At 70.6% G+C, this 23,619-nt stretch carries 19 protein-coding genes; 10 read left to right on the forward strand and 9 right to left on the reverse strand.

Annotated features, from left to right (window positions below):
• The 3 genes from J0695_RS07680 to J0695_RS07690 form a co-directional block, all read right to left on the reverse strand.
• A partial coding sequence (locus J0695_RS07680; RefSeq protein WP_206961103.1) for a phosphocholine-specific phospholipase C occupies nucleotides 1-1,764 on the reverse strand: 1,764 nt, incomplete at its 3' end.
• Nucleotides 1,765-2,232: 468 nt separating this feature from the next.
• Complete coding sequence (locus J0695_RS07685; protein ID WP_206961104.1) at nucleotides 2,233-3,135, reverse strand: dihydrodipicolinate synthase family protein; 903 nt, start codon at nucleotides 3,133-3,135, stop codon at nucleotides 2,233-2,235.
• Between the two features lie 2 nt (nucleotides 3,136-3,137).
• On the reverse strand, nucleotides 3,138-4,868 hold the full coding sequence (locus tag J0695_RS07690; protein ID WP_206961105.1) for an IlvD/Edd family dehydratase: 1,731 nt from the start codon (nucleotides 4,866-4,868) through the stop codon (nucleotides 3,138-3,140).
• Nucleotides 4,869-4,980: 112 nt separating this feature from the next.
• On the opposite strand from J0695_RS07690, the gene J0695_RS07695 reads away from it, so the two are divergent.
• Nucleotides 4,981-8,745: an endo-alpha-N-acetylgalactosaminidase family protein gene (locus J0695_RS07695; RefSeq protein ID WP_206961106.1), complete on the forward strand. Its 3,765-nt coding sequence runs from the start codon at nucleotides 4,981-4,983 to the stop codon at nucleotides 8,743-8,745.
• Between the two features lie 52 nt (nucleotides 8,746-8,797).
• Here the strand turns inward: J0695_RS07695 and J0695_RS07700 are convergent, their stop codons facing one another.
• Nucleotides 8,798-10,762: a hypothetical protein gene (locus J0695_RS07700; protein WP_206961107.1), complete on the reverse strand. Its 1,965-nt coding sequence runs from the start codon at nucleotides 10,760-10,762 to the stop codon at nucleotides 8,798-8,800.
• 59 nt (nucleotides 10,763-10,821) lie between these two features.
• The gene (locus tag J0695_RS07705; protein ID WP_206961108.1) at nucleotides 10,822-11,526 is read right to left on the reverse strand and encodes a FadR/GntR family transcriptional regulator; all 705 of its coding nucleotides are present in this window, start codon (nucleotides 11,524-11,526) and stop codon (nucleotides 10,822-10,824) included.
• Nucleotides 11,527-11,617: 91 nt separating this feature from the next.
• On the opposite strand from J0695_RS07705, the gene J0695_RS07710 reads away from it, so the two are divergent.
• From J0695_RS07710 to J0695_RS07730, 5 genes are all read left to right on the forward strand, one after another.
• Nucleotides 11,618-12,385 (forward strand): SDR family NAD(P)-dependent oxidoreductase, encoded by a 768-nt coding sequence (locus tag J0695_RS07710; RefSeq protein WP_206961109.1) that lies wholly within the window; start codon nucleotides 11,618-11,620, stop codon nucleotides 12,383-12,385.
• Nucleotides 12,386-12,445: 60 nt separating this feature from the next.
• A complete protein-coding gene (locus J0695_RS07715; RefSeq protein ID WP_206961128.1) occupies nucleotides 12,446-12,673 on the forward strand; it encodes a DUF5133 domain-containing protein in 228 nt (75 codons plus the stop codon).
• 78 nt (nucleotides 12,674-12,751) lie between these two features.
• Nucleotides 12,752-14,149 (forward strand): NADP-dependent succinic semialdehyde dehydrogenase, encoded by a 1,398-nt coding sequence (locus tag J0695_RS07720; protein WP_206961110.1) that lies wholly within the window; start codon nucleotides 12,752-12,754, stop codon nucleotides 14,147-14,149.
• 156 nt (nucleotides 14,150-14,305) lie between these two features.
• Nucleotides 14,306-14,578: a sulfurtransferase TusA family protein gene (locus J0695_RS07725; protein ID WP_206961111.1), complete on the forward strand. Its 273-nt coding sequence runs from the start codon at nucleotides 14,306-14,308 to the stop codon at nucleotides 14,576-14,578.
• On the forward strand, nucleotides 14,579-17,896 hold the full coding sequence (locus J0695_RS07730; protein WP_206961112.1) for a S8 family serine peptidase: 3,318 nt from the start codon (nucleotides 14,579-14,581) through the stop codon (nucleotides 17,894-17,896).
• On the opposite strand, the gene J0695_RS07735 is transcribed toward J0695_RS07730, so the two are convergent.
• Nucleotides 17,893-18,702 (reverse strand): helix-turn-helix domain-containing protein, encoded by an 810-nt coding sequence (locus tag J0695_RS07735; protein WP_206961113.1) that lies wholly within the window; start codon nucleotides 18,700-18,702, stop codon nucleotides 17,893-17,895. The two genes, J0695_RS07730 and J0695_RS07735, sit on opposite strands and share 4 nt — an antisense overlap.
• Nucleotides 18,703-18,754: 52 nt before the next feature.
• Between J0695_RS07735 and J0695_RS07740 the strand changes: the two genes are divergently transcribed.
• Together J0695_RS07740 and J0695_RS07745 are read left to right on the forward strand one after the other, a co-directional pair.
• On the forward strand, nucleotides 18,755-19,060 hold the full coding sequence (locus J0695_RS07740; protein WP_206961114.1) for a 4a-hydroxytetrahydrobiopterin dehydratase: 306 nt from the start codon (nucleotides 18,755-18,757) through the stop codon (nucleotides 19,058-19,060).
• Nucleotides 19,061-19,074: 14 nt separating this feature from the next.
• Nucleotides 19,075-19,818, forward strand: coding sequence for a class I SAM-dependent methyltransferase (locus J0695_RS07745; protein ID WP_206961115.1), 744 nt, complete (start codon nucleotides 19,075-19,077; stop codon nucleotides 19,816-19,818).
• Here the strand turns inward: J0695_RS07745 and J0695_RS07750 are convergent.
• Together J0695_RS07750 and J0695_RS07755 are read right to left on the reverse strand one after the other, a co-directional pair.
• Nucleotides 19,802-20,257 (reverse strand): hypothetical protein, encoded by a 456-nt coding sequence (locus tag J0695_RS07750; RefSeq protein ID WP_206961116.1) that lies wholly within the window; start codon nucleotides 20,255-20,257, stop codon nucleotides 19,802-19,804. The genes J0695_RS07745 and J0695_RS07750 overlap by 17 nt on opposite strands.
• Complete coding sequence (locus J0695_RS07755) at nucleotides 20,254-20,739, reverse strand: hypothetical protein (RefSeq protein WP_206961117.1); 486 nt, start codon at nucleotides 20,737-20,739, stop codon at nucleotides 20,254-20,256. Before J0695_RS07755 ends, J0695_RS07750 begins: the two co-directional genes overlap by 4 nt.
• Nucleotides 20,740-20,778: 39 nt before the next feature.
• Here J0695_RS07755 and J0695_RS07760 point away from each other — a divergent pair, with 39 nt between their 5' ends.
• Nucleotides 20,779-21,744, forward strand: coding sequence for a helix-turn-helix transcriptional regulator (locus J0695_RS07760; RefSeq protein ID WP_206961118.1), 966 nt, complete (start codon nucleotides 20,779-20,781; stop codon nucleotides 21,742-21,744).
• Here the strand turns inward: J0695_RS07760 and J0695_RS07765 are convergent.
• Entirely contained in the window at nucleotides 21,732-22,577 is an 846-nt protein-coding gene (locus J0695_RS07765) for an NmrA family NAD(P)-binding protein (RefSeq protein WP_206961119.1), read from the reverse strand. The genes J0695_RS07760 and J0695_RS07765 overlap by 13 nt on opposite strands.
• 82 nt (nucleotides 22,578-22,659) lie before the next feature.
• Here J0695_RS07765 and J0695_RS07770 point away from each other — a divergent pair, with 82 nt between their 5' ends.
• The gene (locus J0695_RS07770) at nucleotides 22,660-23,592 is read left to right on the forward strand and encodes an AraC family transcriptional regulator (RefSeq protein WP_206961120.1); all 933 of its coding nucleotides are present in this window, start codon (nucleotides 22,660-22,662) and stop codon (nucleotides 23,590-23,592) included.
• Nucleotides 23,593-23,619 lie beyond the last annotated feature (27 nt).

The raw sequence follows: 23,619 nt of genomic DNA on the forward strand, positions 1-23,619 counted from the left end.
GCCCGCGGTGGAGCCGGGACCCTTGAAGGTGCGCAGGAAGCCGTTCGGGCCATGAGCGGTCAGGTCGTAGCTGCCCTTGGAATAGGCCGCGTTCCAGGTGTCGGAGATCTTCTTCCCGGCCTCGGTGGTGTACGTCCACGGGCCGTCCGTGCGGTTGGCCGAGGTGACGTAGAAGTGCGCACCCGCGGAGTCCCCGCCGCTGAAGGTGAGCGCGAAACGGCCGGTGGCGGGGGTGGCGGCGCCGTCCACCAGCGGTGCGTACCGCAGCGGGCGCGAGGGGCGGGAGCCGCTCTCCTGCTTCGGCAGGGCGGGGTTGGCCGGCGGCTTCGGTACGTAACTGCTGTGGCGCACCTTGTCCGGCGGCTCGTAGGCGTCGGTGTCCGGCAGCGCCGCGGGCTTGGTGTCCTGGCGTGCGAAGTCGAAGGCGGAGGTGAGGTCGCCGCAGATCGCGCGGCGCCAGGGCGAGATGTTCGGCTCGCCGACGCCGAAGCGCTTCTCCATGAAGCGGATGATCGAGGTGTGGTCGAAGGTCTCCGAGCAGACGTAGCCGCCGGTCGACCAGGGGGAGACGACGGTCATCGGGACGCGCTGGCCGAGGCCGTAGGGGCCTGCCGCGTAACTCGCGTTGCCGGGGAAGTAGTCGAGTGTCGTGTCGACGGTGGACAGGCCCTGGGCGGCGGAGGCGGGCGCGTACGGCGGGACGACGTGGTCGAAGTAGCCGTCGTTCTCGTCATAGGTGATGAACAGCGCCGTCTTGCTCCACACCTCGGGGTTGGAGGTGAGCGCGTCGAGGACCTGGGAGACGTACCAGGCGCCGTAGTTCGCAGGCCAGTTGGGGTGCTCGGAGAAGGCCTCCGGAGCGGCGATCCAGGAGATCTGCGGGAGCTTCCCGCCCTTCACATCGGCCTTGAGGAGGTCGAAGAAGCCGTCGCCCGCCTTGGCGTTGGTGCCGGTGCGCGCCTTGTCGTAGAGCGGGTCGCCGGGCTTGGCGTTGCGGTACTTGTTGAAGTACAGGAGGGAGTTGTCACCGTAGTTCCCGCGGTACGCGTCGTCGATCCAGCCCCAGGATCCGGCCGCGTCCAGGCCGTCGCCGATGTCCTGGTAGATCTTCCAGGAGACACCGGCCTGCTCGAGGCGCTCGGGGTACGTCGTCCAGTCGTAGCCCGCCTCCTGGTTGCCGAGGACGGGGCCGCCGTTCTTGCCGTCGTTGCCGACGAACCCGGACCACATGTAGTAGCGGTTGGGGTCGGTGGCGCCCATGAACGAACAGTGGTAGTCGTCGCACACCGTGAACTTGTCGGCCAGCGCGTAGTGGAACGGAATGTCCTCGCGCGTCAGATGGGCCATCGTCCCCGCCGACTTGGCGGGTATCCACTGGTCGTACTTGCCCTGGTTGAAGGCCCTGTGACCGCCCGCCCAGTCGTGGTCGAGCCCCGCGATGAACTGCATGCCGAGGTCCTCGGCGTCCGGGTGGTACGGCAGCACATCGGCGGTCCCGTTGGACTGGTTCCAGACCGGCTTGCCGCTGGGCAGTGTCACCGGTCGGGGGTCGCCGAAGCCGCGTACCCCCTTCATCGCACCGAAGTAGTGGTCGAAGGAACGGTTCTCCTGCATCAGCACGACGATGTGCTCGACGTCCTTGATGGAGCCGGTGGTCCGCGTCGCGGGGATGGCGGCGGCGCGGTCGATGGAGCCGGAGAGAGCGGTGAAGCCCGCGGTCGCGCCGGCGATCTGAAGAAAGCGGCGCCGATTCAGCTCAGACATGTGTGAGGGCCTCTTGGGGTGTGAGGGAACAGTGCTAGCGGAGTGTTCCAAGAGCACCGAGAGGAAGGGAAGGGGGCGTGTCAGCTGTATTACGGCGCGGAGTATGCATCACGAACAGGCGTGAGAGGGCGCGGAAACGATTCGACTCCCCCTGATCCGATCTCGACTCGCTGCATCGATACATCGGATGTGCCAAGGGTGTGTAGCTTCGCAGTGAATCTCATCGGCACGTAATTTCCTGCACAGCTGCCCCAGGGGTCGCTATACCCATCTCTCGGAACATATTGATCCGATGAATATGGGAAGGGTGTGCCGTGCAGGAACCTCTGCTCCAGGCGCTCCGCGGGGCCGGCTTCGCCGTCGGCGAGGGTGGGATCCTTCCCTGTTCCGTTCGGTCCGTTCCACGATGGGGGAGAACATGCGACGACGATCCCGTCACCGAGGGGTCCTTCGGGCAACCGGTCACCGTCACGCTCGGCTGAGCGGCGTCAGGCGCCCGCCGAACTCGTCCATGAAGCGGTCGATCATGGCGAGTTCGGCGGCGTCGAGCGTCCAGCCGGGAGCCCGGCAGTGCGCCGAGGCGAACCAGCCGCGGCGCACCGAGATCTCCTTCTCCGCCGCGACGATCAGCTCCACGTGCTGCATCCAGTACGAGAGGTACGGCAGCAGCGCGGTGTGCAGGGCGAGGGCGGCCGGCCGGTCGCCCTCGTGCCATGCCCGCCAGATCTCCTGGTACAGCTCGGTGAACGAGCAGCCCGGCTGCACCCCGGCCGCGCCGCGCCGCAGCGCGTCGGGCAGCTGCAGACCCGCGTAGCCCACGAGCGCCGGCAGCCTCAGCGCGCTGATGAGCCTGCCCGGCGGGGCCGACTCCACCTTGACGTACCCGAGGTTGGGGTGGTGCTTTGCCAGTGCGTGGATGGCGTCCGCGTCCAGGCTGGTCCCGGTCTGTGCGGGTGCGTACTGCAGGACGACCGGGAGCGGGGCCACCGCGTCCAGTACGGCGCCCAGATGGGCGAGCACCGCGTCGCGGGAGGGGCCGAGGAGGTACGGCGGCAGCAGATTGAGCGCGCCCGCGCCCCGACCGGCGGCCCGCCGGGCCACCTCGACCGCGACCACGGTGGCATGGTCGGGGACCGACACTACGGCGGTGAAGCCGTCCACGCCCGCCGTGGCGCCGAGGAACCGGTCGGTGAGCAACTCCCGTTCCGTGCCGGTCAGTTTGTGGAACTCCGACGCGTACCCGGGGAACATCACCGAGCCCACGCCGGTGGCGAGGACAGCCTCCACCACTCGGTCGAAACCGGGCAGGTCCAGCGATCCGTCGTCCCTGAAAGGGACTTCGAGCACGGGGCTCACTCCGCCGATCGTCATCGTCAGAACGCCTTTCGGGGTACGTCGCTGCCGCTGGACCCGACCAGGAAGTCGAGATCGCAGCCCCGGTCCGCCTGCAGTACGTGCTCGACGTGCAGCCGGGTGAAGCCCCGCCCCGAGCCGGGTGGCGGCGGGGGAGCGGTCCACTCGTCCCGCCGTACGGCCAGCACCTCCGGCTCCACCAGCAGATCGAGCCTGCGCGCGGGGACGTCCAGGAGGATCCGGTCGCCGGTCCGCACCAGGGCGAGGGGACCGCCGACGGCCGACTCGGGGGCCACGTGCAGGACGCAGGTCCCGTACGCGGTCCCGCTCATCCGCGCATCGGTGATCCGCACCAGATCGCTCACCCCCGCCTCCAGGAGCCTGCGGGGGAGCGGCAGGTTCCCCGCCTCCGGCATCCCGGGGTAGCCGCGCGGGCCCATGCCCCGTACGACCAGGACGGTGTCGGCGCTGACGTCGAGGTCCGGGTCGTCGGCGGCGGCCGTGTACTCCTCCAGCGAGTCGAAGACCAGCGCGGGACCCTCGTGCACCAGCAACTCCGGTGCCGCCGCCGACTGTTTGACGATCGCGCCGCCCGGCGCGAGGCTGCCGCGCAGTACGGCGATCCCGCTGCCGGGCTCCTGCACCGGGCCGTCGGCGGTACGGATCACGGCGTCGTCGTACACCTCGGCGTCCTTGCACTCCTCGGTCAGCGGGCGCCCGGTGACCGTGACGGGTGTCGCGTGCAGCAGGTCGCGGATCCGGGTGACCAGGGCCGGTACCCCGCCCGCGTACGCGAACTCCTCCATCAGGAAGCGCCCGCTGGGCATCAGATCGACGAGGAGCGGTACACGGCGCGCGATCCGGTCGAAGTCGTCCAGTTCCAGGGGTACTTCGACCCGTCCCGCGATGGCGAGCAGATGCAGTACGGCGTTGGTGGAGCCGCCGATCGCCGCATTGACCACGATGGCGTTCTCGAAGGCCTCCCGGGTCAGGATCCGCCCCGGGGTGAGCCCCTCGCGCGCCAGCCCGACCGCCCGCGCGCCGGTCTCCTCGGCCAGTACGGTGCGCCGCGCGTCGACGGCCGGCAGGGCCGCGCCGCCCGGCAGCATCATGCCGAGCGCCTCCGCGAGACACGCCATCGTGGAGGCGGTGCCCATCGTCATGCAGTGCCCGGCCGAGCGGTTGAGGCAGGACTCGAAGTCGGTGAACTCCTGCGCGCCGATCCGCCCGGCCCGCAGCTCCTCGCTCATGCGCCAGATGTCGGTGCCCGAGCCGACCGCCTTCCCCTTGAAGCGGCCGTTGAGCATCGGACCGCCGGTCAGCACGATCGAAGGCAGGTCGGCGCTGGCCGCTCCCATGATCGCCGCCGGGGTGGTCTTGTCACAGCCCGTCAGGAGCACGGCCGCATCGAGCGGGTTGGCCCGCAGCGCCTCCTCGACGTCGATCGCCATCAGATTGCGGTACATCATCGAGGACGGCCGCAGGAAGGGCTCGCCCGGCGAGAACACCGGGAATTCCAGGGGCAGTCCGCCCGCGCGCAGGATCCCGCGCTTCACCGCTTCGGCCATGCCGGTCAGGTGTCGGTTGCAGGGCGTGAGATCGGATGCCGACTGGCAGATGCCGATGACCGGCCGTCCGTCGAACGCCCAGGAGCCCAGGCCGGTGGCCCGCAGGTGATGGCGGGCTATGAAGCCGTTCTTGATGTCCCCGCCGAACCACTGGCGGCTGCGCAGATTCTCATTGACGTCCACCTCGGCAGCTTAGCAGCTAGGCTGCATAGCGGTCACGAGTTGAGGCGGATCCCTAGTTGGGTAGCTGCTTATCTGCTAAGTACATGCCATGCATAGATTCCCTCGCCCAGGCATGCTCCTGGCGGCAACTCTGGTGCTGTCGCCGGTGGTTGTTCCCCATCCGGCGGCAGCGGCAGAGCCCCCGGCCGACGGCCCCCTCGTCATCGCATCGGGCGCACTTCAGGTGCGTACCGGAGCCGACTTCCCGTACGTCGTCGACTACGCGGACCGGGCCACCGGCGCCGTACTCGACGGCAGGACCGCACCGCTCAACACGGTCGTCCTCAACGGAAAGCCCTACCGGGCCGACGGCAAGGCGACCGTCGACGGGTCGACGGTCCGCTACCGGCTGGCCTTTCCCGCCCTCGACGGCGTACGGATCGACGCGCAGATCGGCGTCACCGGCACCCAGGTCACCTTCCGCATCACGAAAATCACCGACACCGACGCCTTCCGCGTCTCCACGATCGACATCCCCGGACAGAACCTGCTGTCCGTACGCGGCGACCAGCCAGGCGCCCATGTCACCGCCGCCCGCGTCGACCCCGACAAGAACGGCCACGGCGACACCTTCACCGCCGTCACCGGCGACACCCCTGCCGACGCCGCGCCGCAGGGGTCCGCGTACGCCATCGTCAACACCGACCGGCTCGCCGCCGCGATCGAGACCAACTCCGTACAGGACACGGCGAGCAGCGAGAACACCCGCGTCCAGCGCCAGACGCTCAAGGCCGCCGGAACCACCGAGGTCGGCGTCTCCAGCGGCCAGTGGACCTACCGCGCCAAGGGATCACCCTTCACCGAGGAGCTCCCCTGGGCGAAGGTCGTCGTCACCGGCGACCGCAACACCGACCACAAGGTCGACTGGCAGGACGGCGCCATCGCCTTCCGATCCATCGGCGTCAAGGCCCAGGGCGCGGACGAGACCCCGGACCGGGTGATCGCCCACATCCCCTTCAACTTCGCCAGCTACGCGAGCAACCCCTTCCTGAAGACCCTCGACAACGTCCAACGCATCTCGCTCTCCACCGACGGCCTCGGCCAGCTCGCGATCCTCAAGGGGTACGCACAGGAGGGCCACGACTCCGCCCACCCCGACTACGGCGGCAACTACAACACCCGCGCCGGAGGCCTCGCCGACCTCAACGCCCTCGCCAAGGAGGGCAAGAAGTGGGGCGCCTCCTTCGGCGTCCACGTCAATACGACCGAGGCGTACCCCGAGGCGAAGAACTTCAGCGACACCCTCGTCGACCCCACCAAGAAGGGCTGGGACTGGCTCGGCCAGTCGTACTACATCGACCAGCGCCGCGACCTGACCAGCGGCGACATCGCCAAGCGCTTCCAGCAGCTGCGCGACGAGACCGACCCCAACCTCAAGTTCCTCTACATCGACGTCTACTACTCCCACGGCTGGGTCTCCGACCGGCTGCAGAGCGAACTGCGCAAGCAGGGCTGGCAGATCGGCACCGAGTGGGGCGACAAGATGGAGCGCTCCTCGCTCTGGTCGCACTGGGCGAACGAGCCCAGCTACGGCGGCGACGCCAACCGGGGCATCAACTCCCAGGTCATCCGCTTCATCCGCAACGGCGAGAAGGACGTCTGGATCGACCACCCGCTGCTCGGCTCCGCCAACATCAAGGAGTGGGAGGGCTGGGGCGGCCAGAACGACTGGACCAAGTTCTACGCGAACATCTGGAACCGCAATCTGCCCGCCAAGTTCCTCCAGCAGCAGCAGATCACCGAGTGGACCGGCCACGAGGTGAAGCTCACCGGCGGTGTCCGCGTCAGTGACGCGTCGGGCACCCGCCAGGTCCTCGTCGGCGGCGACAAGGTGCAGGACGGCGGCGCCTATCTGCTCCCGTGGAGCGGCGACAAGGCCTACCACTGGAACCCGGCGGGCGGCACGAGCACCTGGCCCGTGCCCGCCGCGTGGCAGCACGAGAAGTCGGTCACCCTCTACCGGCTCACCGACCAGGGGAAGACGAAGGTCGCCACGCTCCCCGTGACGGACGGCAAGGTCACCATCGCCGCCGAGAAGGGCGTCGCGTACGTCGTCTACCGCAACAAGGCCAAGAAGACCCCGGCACCGGACTACGGCCAGGGCGCCCATGTCGCCGACCCCGGATTCGACTCCGGGAATCTGAACGCCTGGCAGACCGACGGCACCGCATCGGTCCGGCGCAACGCTCTCGGTCAGTACGAGGCCGTCGTCCCGGCCTCCACCACCGCGACGGGCCTCACCACCACCCTGCGCGACCTCAAGCCCGGCACGCGCTACGCCGCGTCCGTCTGGGCCCAGGTACAGCCCGGCAAGGTCCGCAAGGTCACGCTCAGTGCGGGCGGGGCCGACAACTGGACCGACAGATCCACCGCCAAGGACGCCTTCTCCTACGACGACAAGGCCGGTACGTACTTCCAGCGGATCACCGTCCGCTTCACCGCCACCGCGAGGACCGCCAGGCTGAAGGTCGCGGCCGACGCGGGCGACGCCGAGGTGCGGCTCGACGATGTACGCGTCACTGCCACCACCAAGTCCGAGCGGGCGGGCACCGTCGCGCACTGGGACTTCGAGGACAACGAGCAGGGCTGGGGTCCCTTCGTGGAGACCGAGCCCGGCGGCCCGAGGACCGTACGCTCCGAGAAGCACGCCCCGTACACGCAAGCGGGCTGGAACGGGAACCTCACCGACCAGGTGCTCGACGGGAACTGGTCGCTGAAGTCCCACGAGGAGGACCCGGCACTGCTCTACCGGACCGTGCCGCAGACCGTACGGTTCCAGGCCGGCCACCGCTACAGGGTGTCCTTCGACTACCAGAACGCCTTCGCGGGCCAGTACGCCCTGTCCACCGGGTACGACCGGGTAACCGCGGGCGGCTCGACGACCACGGAGACCGACCGGCAGCTCTTCGGGCAGGAGCGCACCACGGCACGCTACGACCACGAGTTCACCGCGGGCGACTGCGGCGACTACTACGTGGGCCTGCGCAAGGTCGGATCGGGCGCCGACCAGGCCGACTTCGTCATGGACGACTTCACGGTCACCGACCTCGGCGCCTCCGGCGAGGCCACGCCCTGCGCGACCCTCGCCGTGGCACCCAAGGCCGGGAAGCTCGTCCCCGGCGGCGCCAACGACGTCAGCGTCACCTTCACCAACGGCGAGCGGACCGCCGCCACCGAGGTGCACACCGCGCTGACCGTCCCCGTCGGGTGGACCGCCGCGCCCGCGACCACCGGCACCCTCACCACCGTCGCCCCGGGCGCGTCCGGCACGGTGGTGTGGAAGGTCACTCCGCCCGCCGGCATCCCGGCAGGCACCTTCACCCTGAACGCGGGGGCCGACTACACGGCGGGTACCAAGCAGGCCTCGCTCACGGCGGCCGTACACGTCGCCACGGTCCCGCCGGACTACCTGCCGCAGGACCGGATCAGGATCGTCGACTTCGACAGCCAGGAGACCGAGGGCGAGAACACCCCGGCCGCCAACGCCCTCGACGGCGACCCGGCCACCTGGTGGGGCAGCGCCTGGTCGGCGACGACCGCGCCCTTCCCGCACCACATCACCCTGGACCTGGGAGCCTCGTACGACCTCAAGGAATTCAAGTACCTGCCCCGGCAGGACCAGGCCAATGACCGGATCAAGGACTACGAGGTCTATCTCTCGTCCGACGGCGTCAGTTGGGGCCAGCCAGTCGCCAAGGGCAGCTGGCCCAACAGTGCCGACGAGCAGACCGTCCCGCTGGGCGGGCAGAGCGCCAGATTCATCAAACTGGTCGGTCTCGACGCGGTGAACGGCCAGCCGTACGGCGGCGCCGCTGAGCTCAACGTCCTCACTCAGTAGGCGAGTTACGTGAAGACGCCCCCTGCCCTCACCGTGCAGGGGGCGTACGACCTCAGGCGTTGCTGCTCAGGACGACGAACTCCCACTGGCCCAGGGGGCGTTCGGTGACGACACGGCCGTCCTTCCACCGCGCGGCGATCCGCTCACCGTCCGCCGTGACCTGGACGACGGCCCCCGGCTCCGGCATTCCGGCGGGCAGCCGCAGGGAGAACTCCGACACCGCGTCGGGCGATGCGTTCCAGACCACGAGCCGCCACACAGTGCCGTCGGTGAGCGCCTGCGGCACGAGCCAGGGGTGTCCGCAGGCACGGGCCTGCGCGGAGCCGGAGAGCCAGTCCAGTACGGCGCCCAACTGGGCCTCGCGCTGGGGGTTCATGAGGACCTGGCCGGGTGTGTGCGCGGGCCAGGGCGTGATCGCGACCCGGCCGCCCGTATCGTTGCCGTACAGCATCAGTCCGGGGCCCTGCTCCCGTCCGAGCTGGTCGACCATGGTGCTCGCGACGCGGACCGAGGGGGACGGGGTCGCGTGCAGCATGAGCGCGGCGTCGTAACTCTCGGTGTCCGCGGAGATCCGGCAGCCGGGCCGCAGCGCGAACTCCGGGTCCGTGCACACCTCCCGGGCGAATCCGCCGCGTCCGGCCGCGGCCCCTTCGAGGCCGATCAGCGGTCCGTATCCGCGCTCGAAGAGGATCCGCGCCGCCACGCCGTCGAGCAGGAGTCCGCCCGTCAGCCACCGGCGGAGCTCCTCGTCCGGGTACGCCCACGCCGCCTCGCCCGACAGGGCGTTGACCGCGGCGCCGCCGCGCGCCGTGACCGCATGGCCCGCAGCGCCCAGCAGGCCGGCCCAGGAGCCGTGCGGGACCACCAGCGACTGCCAGCGGGGACCGTCGGCACGGGCGAGGCGGCCCGTGTCCTCGGACCACGGGAGGCCGATGCCCGTGGTGCGCAGCGACTTGGGGAACAGCTCGGACAGCCAGTCGAAGGTGTCCCGCCACCGGGCGAGGAACGCGGCGCGGCCCGGTTCGTCGTCGGGGTGGTTGCCGAGGAAGTCGTAGAGGCTGACGGCCAGTCCGTCGCAGCCCAGGACATGGGCGAGCGACATCTGGGCCGCGGTCTGCCGGAAGGACTTGTTCCACTGCCCGTACGGCCAGCACTCGATCTCCGGCAGGCTGATCACCCGGTCCGGCTGCTCGCGCCGCTGCATGTCCAACTGGAGTGCCGCGTACGGGAGATCACGGCCATGCCCGTCGGAGTACCCCCAGAAGTGCGGCCGGTGCAGCGCCGCGAGGTCGAGCCAGGCCGACCAGTCGCGCCCCTCGGCGGCGTGCTGGTCGGTCCGCGAGGACATCAGGCCGAGCCGGTCGCCCAGGATCTCCCGCCAGGAGGTGAGGAGTTCGCGTCCCGTCTCGTCCCAGAAGTCCAGCCACAGACCGCGCCAGGGGTGCGGTTCGCCTGGCGCGGTGCAGGCGGCCACCAGCTCGTCGCGCTCTGCGAGCACTCCGGTGCGGCGGGCGAACTCGTCGAGATGGAGCGGGCAGAAGCAGCCGCCCCAGTCCAGCGGGCGGTGGTTGTGCAGCCGGATGTCGTCCTCGATCCAGACCGCGCAGACGTCCTCGTCGGCGTACCGGCGGAGTGTCGAGGCGAAGTACGCGCGCCAGCCGGGGTCGAGCGGGCAGACCTGGGCGGCGGCGGACCTACCGTACTGGTCGACCATCGGTTGCCACGGCTGGTCGGGGGTGAGCGTACGGCCCCAGTCGCTGTGGCCCACCGTGTGGCCGGGGTTGAGGCTGACGTCGACGCCGGCCGTACGAAGCCGGGTGCGCCAGGGGCGGGTGGCGTCCAGCCACGCGCCGATCCGCTGCGGGCTGTCGTGGCCGTCGTTGAACTCCATCCCGAAGAGGAAGACGCAGATCTCGTCGGCGCGGGAGTCGTGCGCCAGGGCGAGCAGCCGGTCGCCGACGGATTCCGGGTCGTCGGCGGGGTCCACCTGCAGGCGAAGGACATAGCGCGTGGCCACTGGTTTCCTACCTCCGGATCATGGGTTCACCGGAGAGTGGCAACTAAGCAGCTAAGCTGTCAATGGGTCGGGGTGTGCAGATCCTTCTCGGTCTCCGCCAGGTGGGTGTCCATCGCCGACGTGGCGCCCTCCGCGTCGCCCGCCAGGATGGCGTCGAGGATCGTGCGGTGGGCGGCCACCGTCGTCTCGTGGCTGTCGCCGCGCCGGGTGTGGCCCGTGTAGCTGGCCAGCCGCTGATCGCGCAGCACGTCGGAGAGCGAGTCGAGGAGCAGCGAGAGCATGCCGTTGCCTGCCTGGGCGGCGACCTCGGCGTGGAAGGCGATGTCCAGATCGACGAACCGCTCCCGGTCGTCGGCCGACTCCGCCATCTCCGCCAGCAGTGCGGCGGCGCCGTCCAGTGAGCCCTCGCCCGCGGCCAGCCGGTCCGCGGCGCGGCGGGTCAGGGCGCCCTCGATGGCCCGGCGGGCGTCCATCACATCGCCGTAACTCAGCGACTCCTGACGGAGCCTGAAGCGCAGGATCTGCCCGAACACCTTGGCCGTGGGGACGTTGACGCGGGCCGGGCGGCCCTGGCTGGAGACGAGGATCTCGCGGGCCGACAGGGTGCGGATGGCCTCGCGTACCGCCAGCCGGTTGACCTCGAAGCGGGTGGCCAGCTCGCCCTCGGGCGGAATCACGTCCCCGGGCTTGAGCCCGGTCTCCTCGATCAGCGCGATGATCTCGTCGGCGACCTGATCGGCCAGGGTGGTGCGGCGTACGGCCACGGTCGGTCTCCTCGACTACTGGGCAGCTAGGCTGACAAGTGTAAGGGTGGGGGCAACAGTTCACTGCGGCCGTTTCGAAGGGGAGTACACCATGGGGCGGTTGGCCGACAAGGTCGTCCTGGTCACCGGGGGAGCACGCGGCATCGGGCGGGCGATCGCGGAGACCGCGGCGCGCGAGGGCGCGACCGTCGTCGTGTTCGACCTGGACGAGCACGCGGGGGCCGAAGTGCGCGACGCGCTGGCCGCGGTGGGAGCGCAGGGGCTCGTGCGGCAGGTGGACGTCACCGACAGCGTTGCCGTCGCGGCGGCGACGGACGAGGCCGTCACGGTGTTCGGCTCCGTCGACGTGCTGGTGAACAACGCGGGCCGCAATGTCTACGCGGACCCCGTGGTGATGACCGAGGCCGAATGGGACCAGGTCTTCGACGTGGACCTCAAGGCCGCCTTCCTCTGTGCGAAGTACGCCCTGCCCTCGATGATCGCGCGGGGCAGCGGCTCGATCGTCAACATCGCCTCGCTGCACGCCAGGCTCACCTGCACCGGCATGTACCCGTATGCCGCGGCGAAGGCCGGGCTGATCGGCCTCACCCGGTCGATGGCACTCGACGTGGCCCGCCACGGCGTGCGGGTCAACGCGGTGAGCCCCGGCTACATCCGTACCGCCCTGGTCGACGAGTACTTCGCCCAGCACCCGGACCGCGAGGTGGAGCCCAAGGCGCTCGAAGCCCAGCCGCTGGGCAGGTTCGGGACTCCGGAGGAGGTCGCCGAAGTGGTCTGCTTCCTGGCCTCCGACGCCGCCTCGTACGTCACGGGAGCGGACTGGGCCGTCGACGGAGGGCTCGGCGTGCGCTTCGCATGAAGGGGCCGGGACGGGGCACCTGATCATGCACACCGTCCCCGCACCCCCATGGAGACCACCGTGCTGCTGGCCCACCCCGTCATCCTCCGCAACCTCGTCGCACGCTACGAGGCCCTCGTCGTGCTCCAGGCCGAGAACGGTTCAAGCGACGCCCGCAGGGAGAAGGAGGACGTGGCGTACATGCTCTGTGTCGCCACGGGTACGGGGGATGTGGACACGGCACTGGTCGCCGCCGTGCACGGCCTCCCCGGGGCCCGTACCGCCGACGATTCCGTGCTCAGCGGCTGACCGGCCGCCCTGTCCGCGTTTGCGGGCGCGCGCCCGGCGCGGCAGGGTCGAAGGAGCGAGTGCGAGGAGGAATTTCCCATGCCCATCGCGACGGTCAACCCCGCGAACGGCGAGACGCTGCTGACATTCGACGCGCTGGGGCCCGAGGAGACCGAGCAGCGGCTGGCCGCCGCGGCCGAGGCCTTCCGGACCTATCGCAACACGGGCTTCGACGAGCGGGCGCGTCTCCTTGAGCGGGCCGCCGACCTCCTCGACGAGGACCGCGACGTCATCGCCCGCACCATGACCACCGAGATGGGCAAGCCCCTGGCGGCGGCACGTGCGGAAGCGGCGAAGTGCGCGAAGGCGATGCGCTGGTACGCCACGCACGCCGAGGAACTGCTGGCCGACGAGCTGCCCTCCAAGGCGGACGTCAAGGACTCCGGCGCCTCCCGTGCGTACACCCGCTACCGGCCGCTCGGCGTGGTGCTGGCCGTGATGCCGTGGAACTTCCCGCTCTGGCAGGTCGTACGGTTCGCCGCCCCGGCCCTGATGGCGGGCAACACGGGCCTGCTCAAGCACGCGTCGAACGTCCCGCAGACCGCCCTCTATCTGGAGGACCTCTTCCGCCGGGCCGGATTCCCCGAGGGCTGCTTCCAGACCCTGCTGGTCGGCTCCGGCGCCATCGAGTCCATCCTGCGCGACCCCCGGGTGGCGGCAGCGACCCTCACCGGCAGCGAGCCCGCCGGCCGGTCGGTCGCCGCGATCGCCGGGGACGAGGTCAAGAAGACCGTCCTGGAGCTGGGCGGCAGCGACCCCTATGTGGTGATGGCCTCCGCCGACGTCGAGAAGGCCGCCGCCACCGCGGTCACCGCACGGGTGCAGAACAACGGCCAGTCGTGCATCGCCGCCAAGCGCTTCATCGTCCACACGGAGGTCTACGACGCCTTCGTGGAGCGCTTCGCCGGAGCGATGGCCGCGCTGACCGTCGGCGACCCGATGGAAGAGGCGACCGACGTCGGGCCGCTCGCCAGCGAGCAGGGCCGCGCCGATCTGGAAGAGCTGGTGGACGACGCCGTACACCGCGGCGCGACCGTGCTCTGCGGGGCCGAACGGCCCAAGGGCCTCGACCTGGGCTGGTACTACGCACCGACCGTCCTCGCCGGGATCACCCCGCAGATGCGCATCCACCAGGAGGAGACCTTCGGCCCCGTGGCCACGGTCTACCGGGTCGACAGCATCGACGAGGCGGTCGAGCTCGCCAACGACACGCCCTTCGGGCTGAGTTCGAACGTCTGGACGCGCGACGAGGCGGAGACCGAACGTTTCGTACGGGACCTGGACGCCGGTGGTGTCTTCTTCAACGGCATGACCGCATCCCACCCCGCCCTGCCCTTCGGCGGCACCAAGCGCTCCGGTTACGGGCGCGAGCTCGCCGCCCACGGCATCCGCGAGTTCTGCAACATCACCACCATCTGGCACGCAGCCGTGGAGTGATCCCAGCCCGCACCTCCACCTACGCCCCCGTCGGCATCAGCCGGCGGGGGCGTTTCGCGTATGCCCGGGCGCACCGGTAATCGCGTGGTAACTGCGCTCTCCTACGGTTCCGACCGGCTCGTATCCGGGCCGCAGCCCATCGCCGCAAGGAGCGCCATGTCCGCCGAACCGCATGCCGACCGGGCCGTCCACGCCCTGATCGATGCGGGAGGCGAACCGTGGTCGCGCGTCAGGCCGTTGCTGGAGCGCCGCTGCCAGGAACTGCCCGCCGCGTCGCTCATCGAGCTGCACAGTTCCGACCCGCAGGTGTGCGAGGCCGTGCCCGGCTGGTGCGCCGGGCGCGGCGGGGTCGTGACGGCCCATGAGGAACGCGATGGCGCCGCTCTGTTCTGGATACGGACACCGTCGGCCCGTTCTGAGGAGAGCTAGATGAGACATCCCGTCCGAGTGTGCCTGGCGGCGGCAGTAGCCGTGGCCGGGCTCTGGGCCCCGGCCGCAAGTGCCGCTGTCCCGCAGGCCGTTCCTTCGGAGGCCACCGCCGCCAAGGCTTCGGCCGTGGTCAGGACCGCCACCGTCACGCTGGTGACGGGCGACCGGGTGACCGCCACCACCACCGCTGACGGGAAGACGGCGTACAGCGCCGTCCCCGCAGAGGGTTCCGCGCCCGGCACCTTCCTCAGCCGCACCGACGTGGGCGGCGACAGCTACTTCTACCCGACCGATGTGATCGGGAAGGTCGGCACGGTCCTGGACCGTGAGCTGTTCAACGTGAGCGCCCTGATCCGCGACGGCTACGACGACGCGCACCGCGCCTCGCTGCCGCTCATCGTCCAGGACAGCTCTGCGGCCACCCCGCAGGTGCTGACCGGCTCGGGCCCGCTCACCCGCAAGCGCACCTTCACCTCGCTGCGCGCGCACGCCGCCGTACTCGACAAGAAGCAGGCCGGCGACTTCGGCGACGACATCGACCAGGGTCTCGGCGGGGTGAAGAAGATCTGGCTCGACGGGAAGACGAAGGCGGACGCCCTCGACCGTAACCTCACCCAGATCAACGCCCCGCAGGCCTGGGCCGCCGGAGCCAGTGGCGCGGGCGTCAAGCTCGCCGTCCTGGACACCGGCGCCGACCCCACCCACCCCGACCTCGCGGGCCGGATATCGGAGTCCGCGGACTTCACCGGTACGGGATCGAGCGTCGACGGTCACGGCCACGGCACGCATGTCGCCGCGACCGTCGCGGGCAGCGGCGCGGGTGCGCCCGGTGAGCGCTCCGGCGTCGCACCCAAGGCCGACCTGCTCGTCGGCAAGGTCCTGGACAACTCAGGATCGGGCACCGACTCGCAGGTCATCGCCGGTATGGAGTGGGCCGTCGCGCAAGGCGCCCGCGTCATCAGCATGTCGCTGGGCAGCGGTCCCACCGACGGCACCGACCCGGTGTCCACGTCGCTGGAGAAGCTCAGCGAGGACTCCGGCGCACTGTTCGTGGTCGCCGCGGGCAACGCGGGCCCGGGCGTGGGCACGGTCGGAGCCCCGTCCGTCGCCCCCGCCGCGCTGTCCGTCGCCGCCGTCGACTACTCCAACGCCACCGCGTCGTTCTCCAGCCGCGGACCGGCACTCGCCGCCGGTGTCGTGAAGCCCGAGATCGCCGCCCCCGGCGTGAACATCGTCGCCGCCCGCGCCGCGGGCACCAACCTGGGCACCGTCCAGACGAACCCCGACTACACCGCCCTCTCCGGCACTTCCATGGCGACACCCCAGGTGGCGGGCGCCGCCGCACTGGTCGCCGAGGAGCACCCGGACTGGAAGGCGGGCCAGATCAAGTCGGCCCTCATGGGCAGCGCCGCCAAGCTCACCAGCTCGGTGTACGAGACGGGCGCGGGCCTCACGGACGCCGCGGCCGCACTCAAGCAGAGCGTCGTCTCCGACACGACCGCGGCCGACTTCGGCCGGATGGACGGGGCCGGGACCTCGACCCGTACGGTCACCTTCACCAACACCTCGTCGTCGGCGACCACGCTCGACCTGGCGGGGGCGCTGACTCGCTCCGACGGCGTCCCGCCGGCCGGAATGACCACCGTCTCGCCCGCCAAGCTCGACCTGGCCGCAGGCGCCAGCGGCACCGCGACGGTCACTGTGGACACCACCGGCACGCCCACCGGCACCTACAGCGGCACACTCACCGCGACCCCCGCCGGCGGTCAGGCCCTGCGCATCCCGATGGTCCTGGACCGCGCGACGACGGTCACCGTCAAGGCGATCGGCCGGGACGGCACTCCCGCCATGGCCGATATGACCATGATCAACACGGACAACGGCACCGTGGTGCAGACGGGCATCGGCGCCACGGGAACGCGTGACGTCCGGGTCCCCGACGGCCGCTACATGGCGCTCGCCACCGTGCGCTTCAAGATCGATGGCGTGCCCGCCGTGGCCATGATGACCCTCGACCGCAAGGCCGACCAGAACGAGATCGTCTTCGACGCCCGTACGACCCGCCCCTGGACGGCGTCGGTGCAGGGCTTCAAGACCCGCAATGAACTGCTCATCGGCAACCTCGGCCGGTTCATGCCCAACGGCAGCCTGTTCATCAACCACAGCATGCTGGCAGGCGGCGCCTACGGCACCTTCGGCGACCAGGCGATCTGGGTGAGCCCCACGGAGAACGTGGAGCCGGACACGGTACAGGTCGCCGAGCACCGCCGGCTCGTCAACGCCGACAGCGACATCACCAAGGGCGACGCCAGCACCCTCTTCGACCTGACCTTCTCCGACGCGACGGTGCCGGCCACCGGCCCCTGGCACCAGCTGTCCCGCAAGGACGTGACCAAGCTCGCCAAGGTGCGGGCCACGTACAAGGCCTTCAACGGCGACTACCGCCAGCAGGAGGGCACCACGGTCTACGGCGACGACATCTACGGCCTCAACATGACCACCCCGTCCTACGTCGCGGTGCCGCGGGTCCGCACCGAGTACATCTCCGCCGAGGGCCGCACCTGGGCCAAGCTCAACTACCGGCGCACGCTGCACACGGTGATGGACTACGACCTCATGTACCGGACGTTCGAGCCCGGGAAGCAGTCCCGCGACACCTGGTACACCGCCCCCTACACGGTCCGCACCACGGGCACCGCGACCGGCAACCGTCTTCAGCTGACGGTCGACGACGCGGTCGACGCGCAGGGCCGGAAGGCCCAGTACAGCGACTTCACCTACCCGCGGACCTGGACGCCCACCACCAGCCTCTACCGCGACGGCTCCCTCGTCACCGAGGGACCGGGCAGCTCGATCGACAAGACCTTCACCGGCAGCGGCGCCGCCGACTACCGTCTCGAGCGGACCTTCGCCTCCGGTGAGGCCTTCCCCATCGGCGGCGAGGCGAAGGGCACCTGGACCTTCCGTACGGACGGCTCCGCCACGGCGGCCCCGGCCAACCTGCTGAACGTCACCTTCGACGCGGGCCTGGACAACTACAACCGCGCCCGCGCCGACCGCCCCCTGCTGCTCAGCGCCAAGGTCTCCGGCGCACACGGCAAGCTCTCGAAGGTCAAGGCCTATGTGACCTCCGACGGCGGCACCACCTGGCACCAGGTCCTGGTGTGCTGCGGGATCAACGGCACGTACCACTTCATCGCACCGCACAACACGCTGGTCAAGGGCGGATTCCTCGGCCTGCGCCTGACGGCCGCCGACGCCTCGGGCTCCACGGTCGACCTGGGTCTGCCGCGGGCGATCCCGGTCACCGCGAGCTAAGGAGCGTGTGACTGAAGGTACTTGACCGTCGCCGGGTCGGCCGGGAGGAACGTCTCCATGGCCAGCTCGGCGACGGTCACGTCCATCGGGGTGTTGAACGTCGCGATGGAGGAGACGAAGGAGAGCACATGCCCCTCGTGCTCGATCCGCAGCGGGAGCGCGAACCAGGGGTGGGCGGGGTGCGATTCGTCGCGGTCGTCCGTGTCGCCGGGTCCCGGGTGCGGATATCCGGAAACCTCCTCGTACAGCTCGCGCAGCGGGGCGGACCTGGCCAGCGCGATCTGGCGCTCCATCTGGTGCAGCAGATGCCCGCGCCACTCCCGCAGATTGAGGATCTTCGGGGCCAGTCCCTCCGGATGGAGGGTGAGCCGCATCGCGTTCAGCGGCGGCGCCAGCAGATGCGCGGGAACACCGTCCAGGAGCATGGCGATCCCGCGATTGGCCGCGATCACCGTGTACGTACCGTCGACGACCAGCGCCGGATACGGCTCGTAGCCGGTCAGCAGCCGCTCGATCCCCTCGCGCAGGGCCGTCATCGACGGGTCGTCCAGCGCGGTCTGTGCGTAATGGGGTGCGTAACCCGCCGCAAGCAGCAGGGAGTTGCGCTCACGGACGGGTATGTCGAGGTGCTCGGCGAGGCGCAGGATCATCTCCTCGCTCGGCCGGGAGCGGCCCGTCTCGATGAAGCTGATGTGCCGTGCGGACGAGTCGGCGCGCAGCGCCAGGTCCAGCTGGCTCACCTTGCGCTGCTCGCGCCAGCCGCGCAGCAGCGGCCCCACGCCCGGGTCGGTCGCAACAGGTGTCATACCGACTACCGTAAGGGGCACACGCTCGAAGGACCCGGAGGGAGGACCGGCCGTGCCCACACAGCCGTTGTCGCAGAAGGAGATCGAGGACCGGCTGCGCGAGCTGCCCGGCTGGTCCCTGGCGGGCGACCGCATCACCCGTACCTACCGGCTCTCCACGCACTTCGCCGCGACCGCGATGGTCGTCCATGTGGCGCAGATCCAGGAGGAGTTGGACCACCACTCCGATCTGACCCTCGGCTACAACACCGTCGCCCTGAGCGTGCACACCGATGACGCGGGCGGCGCGGTCACCGAGAAGGACTTCGCACTCGCGCAACGGGTCGAGGCAGCCGCTTCCGTGCACGGCGCCGGCTGAGAGATCATCGGCGCATGCTGGATTACGACACCGAGGCCGCTCTGTACGACGAGACGCGCGGCGGCGTGCCCCGCGCCGAGGCCGCCGCGCAGGCGGTGCTCGCCCTGGTCCCGGACAGCGCCCGCACCCTGCTCGACATCGCCTGTGGCACCGGGATCGTGACGGCGAGGATGCACAGGCCGGGGCTGCGGGTGCTGGGCGCGGACGCCGCGTACGGCATGGCCCGCAAGGCCGCCGAGCGCGTTCCCGGCGCGGTCGTGCTCGGTGACGTACGCCGACTGCCGTTCGCGAACGCCTCGTTGGACGCGGTGAGCGCGGTGTGGCTGCTGCATCTGGTGCCCGAGGCGCAGGCGGTGGTGGCCGAGGCCGCGCGGGTTCTGCGGCCCGGCGGGGTGTTCGTCACCACCGTCGACAAGGACGCGGGGCACGACGTCGGCAGCGACATCGACGCCGTGCTCGCCCCGTATCTGACGACGGCCGCCTTCGACCGCGCCGACCGCATCGAGGCGTACGGAGCCGCGCACGGCCTCCTTCCCGCCGGCGGGACGCACTTCGCCGGAGACAGCCAGGGCCGCTCCCCGCGGCGCACGGCCCTGGCCCTGCTCGACGGCCAGTACGTCTCCCGCCTCACCGCCCGTGGCGCGGAGGCCGAGGCGCTCGCCGAGCAGCTGATGGCGCTCCCCGGCCCCGACGTCGCTCGCCCCGACCCGTCCTTCAGGCTCATCGCGCTCAGCCGGGGCCTCAGCCCCGCCGAGTGAAGTCCATGACCCAGTTGGTGACCCAGGTCTTCTCGCCGTCCGCGGAGAAGGCCTGCTCCCAGCGGGCGGTGGTCGCGGAGATCTCCGACCAGATGAACCGCGCCCTGACCGTCTTGCCGTCGTGGGTGTCGTCGCCGTAGAACTCGCCCTTCCCGTCCTCGGTGAACCGCCCCGTCACCGGCGGGAAGAGCGTGCCCGTGCGCTTGCTCGCCCAGTACAGCGACCACTCCTTGCGCTCGGTGTCGAACAGCCGCAGCGTGAGCCCCGCGAAGCCCTTCGTCGGGAAGTCGATCTCGTCGAAGTTGGCCCCGCCGTCGAAGTGGCGGCTCCCGTGGGACGTGGCCGGGAACTCCTCCCAGTCGCTCGCCTCGTCGAGGAAGTCCTTGCGCCAGCGGTTGGCGACGTCCCAGCTGCCGATGAGGAAGTCGAAGTCGTTCATGAGCGGTCTCCAGTGGTGCCGTCGGTCAGGGAATCGGCGAGATAGGCATCGAGATCAGGGCGCTCGCCCGCGAGCATGTGACGCACCCAGGCGTCGCGCTCATGGACGATCGGCGGCAGCTCGTACACGCAGCCGATCCAGGACCGCTCGCGGTCGAGCTTGACGAAGTGCGCGGGGTCGAGGTCGGGGCACTCCAGCGCCGGCTGTCCGGCCGCGGCCCCGCCGAAGTGCAGGACGTTGTCCCAGACCCAGCTGTACGCATTGAGGTACGCGCCCGTGTCACCGCCACGGTGCAGCACCACGAAGGTCGCCGGGGGAGTGGAGTCCGGCGGCGGGAGGAGCTGGGGGAGGATCGCGTACGCCGCCTTCTCCACCTCCGGCTCGATGCCCGCCGGGTCCGGGGTGACGTGGTAGCGCTTGATGTGCCGGCCCGCCACCTCGATCGGTGGCAGTGAGGTCAGGAACTTCTCTGCGAAAGCCATGAGTGGAAGGTACAACCCCTTCACTGACATCCTGTGTCAGTGAAGTCCAGCCGACTTGTCTCGATCCTGCTGCTGCTCCAGACCCGGGGGCGGATGACAGCCGCCCAGCTCGCCGAGGAGCTGGAGGTGTCGGTCCGTACCGTCTACCGCGACGTCGACGCCCTGCACGCGGCGGGCGTCCCGCTGTACGGGGACGCCGGGCACGCCGGCGGCTACCAGGTCCTGGCGGGCTACCGTACGAAACTGACCGGCCTCAACACCGGCGAGGCGGAGGCCCTCTTCCTCTCCGGGATCCCGGGCCCCGCCGCCGAGCTAGGACTCGGCTCGGTCCTCGCCGCCGCTCAGCTGAAGCTGCGGGCGGAGCTCCCGGCCGAGCTGCGCGGCCATGTCGACCGGATGCAGTCCCGGTTCCATCTGGACGCACCGGGCTGGTACGCCGAGGACACGCCGGTGCCGTTCCTGCAGGAGGTCGCCGACGCCGTCTGGAACGGCCGTGTCATCGACGTCCGCTACCGGCGCTGGAAGGAGCCGACCGAGGTGGACCGGCGCCTGGAGCCGTACGGCCTGGTTCTCAAGGCAGGGCGCTGGTACGTGGTCGCGGGGCCCTGGCCGCGCACCTTCCGCGTCGACCAGATCCTCGCGCTGACGCAGCGGGGGGAGGAGTTCTCGGTGCCCGCGGAGTTCGATCTCGCCGCGTACTGGCAGCAGTACCAGGCGGACTTCCGCGCGCGGCTGCAGCGAGGGGATGCGGTCGTACGGCTCACGCGCAGGGCCGCCGAGGCGCTCTCCGTCGCTTGGGAGCCGGCGGCGGACTCGGCGGCGGACTCGGATGCGGACTCGGATGCGGACGGCCGTACGACCGCGACCGTGCCCATCGAGTCCGTCGACCACGCCCACGGGGAATTCCTGAAGCTGGGCGCGGAGATCGAGGTCATCGCACCCGCGGAGCTGCGCGACCGCCTCGCCGGGACGGCCGCGCGGCTCGCCGCGCTCTACGCCTCCTGAGCGCTCCAGGCCCCCGCCGCCACCGCATCGCGCGCGAACTCCGCGAAGTCCCGCGGCTCCCGGCCGAGCACCCGCTTCACCCCGTCCGTCGTCGCCGCGTTGTGCCCGTCGAGCAGCGTCGTGAACAGCGCCGCCAGCCACTCCGCCTCGGGCCCAGGCATTCCGTACTCCTGCAGCGCGTGCGCGTACTCCTCCTCCGACACCGGTACGTACCCGATCTTGCGCCCCGTCGCCCGCCCGATCTCCGCGACCACCTCGGCGAACGTCAGCAGCCGGGGCCCGGTCACCTCGTGCACGAGCCCCGCGTGCCCCTCCTCGGTGAGGGCGGCCACGATCACATCCGCCAGGTCGTCCGCGTCGATCCACGGCTCGGCCGTGTCGCCGCCGGGGAAGGCGACCTGACCGGCGAGCACGCCCTCGATCATGGGTCCTTCGCTGAAGTTCTGCGCGAAGAACGACGCCCGTACGACGGTCAGTTGCGGGTACGACTCCCGCAGCGCACTCTCCGCCCTGGCCGCCTCGGGCTCCCCGCGCCCCGAGAGGAGCACGATCCGCGCCACACCTGCCCCTGCCGCGATCCGCCCGAGCGCGCGCATCGCCTCTTCCGCGCCGGGCGCCGCGAGATCCGGGTAGTACGCCACGAAGGCCGCGTCCGCGCCCTCCAGCGCCGGACCCCAACTCCCTTCGTCCTCCCAGTCGAAGCGGACCTCGCCCTGCCGTGAACCGGCGAGCACCCGCACCCCGCGCGCGGCGAGCCGCCCGCTCACCCGGCGACCGGTCTTGCCGGTCGCGCTGGTCACCAACACCGTCTCCTGCTGCGTGTTCTCCGTCATGCATCCAGCGTCGCCGAGCGCCCGCACCTTCTCCATGTCCGAGAGGCGCACCCCCATACGTCTGCGTCTACGCTCCCTTTCCATGGACGCACTCGCCGGACTGCTGGACGGACCGAGGGCCCGGGGGGCCTTTCTGCTGCGCATGGTGATGGAGCCGCCCTGGTCCGTACGGATCGAGGACGAAGCCCCGCTCTGTCTGATGACCATGGCCAAGGGCGAGGCCTGGGTGATCCCCGAGACCGGTGAGGCGATCCGGCTGCGCCCCGGCGATGTCGCCATCGCCCGCGGCCCCGAGCCGTACACCGTCGCGCACGTCCCGGACGCCGAGCCCAGCTGGCTGATCGGGCCCGGCGAGACGTGCTCCACGCTGCGCGGGGAGCCCCTCGCCGTCTCGATGCAGCTGGGCGTACGCACCTGGGGCAACGCCCCCGACGGGTCGGCCACCATGCTCATCGGCGCCTATCTGGTGGGCGGCGAGCTCACCCGGCGGCTCCTGGACGCGCTTCCCGGCCTGCTGCTCCTGCCCGCCGGTGTGTGGAACTCCTCGCTGATGCCGCTGCTCGACGAGGAGATCTCCCGTGACGAACCGGGCCAGAGCGTGGTCCTCGACCGGCTGCTCGACCTGCTCCTGATCGCGGTGCTGCGGGCCTGGTTCTCCCGGCCCGAGGGCGAGGCGCCCGCCTGGTATCTGGCGATGGGCGACCCGGTGGTCGGCCAGGCGCTCCGGTTGATGCAGGACGACCCCACGCACCCCTGGTCGGTCGCGCTGCTGGCCGCCAAGGCGGGGGTGTCGCGGGCCCAACTGGCGCGCCGGTTCAGCGAGTTGGTGGGCGAGCCGCCGATGTCGTATCTCACCGGCTGGCGGCTGGCGCTGGCGGCGGATCTGCTGCGTACCACGGACGCGACCGTCGAGGCGGTGGCCAGGAAGGTCGGCTACAGCGGCTCGTTCGCGCTGAGCGCCGCCTTCAAGCGGGTGCGCGGCGTCAGCCCGCAGGAGCACCGGGCGCTGCCGTAGACGTCCCGTTCCATGCGAAACGCCGCC

It is taken from the genome of Streptomyces beijiangensis (genome assembly GCF_017315755.1).
In the GTDB taxonomy this organism is placed as follows: domain Bacteria; phylum Actinomycetota; class Actinomycetes; order Streptomycetales; family Streptomycetaceae; genus Streptomyces; species Streptomyces beijiangensis.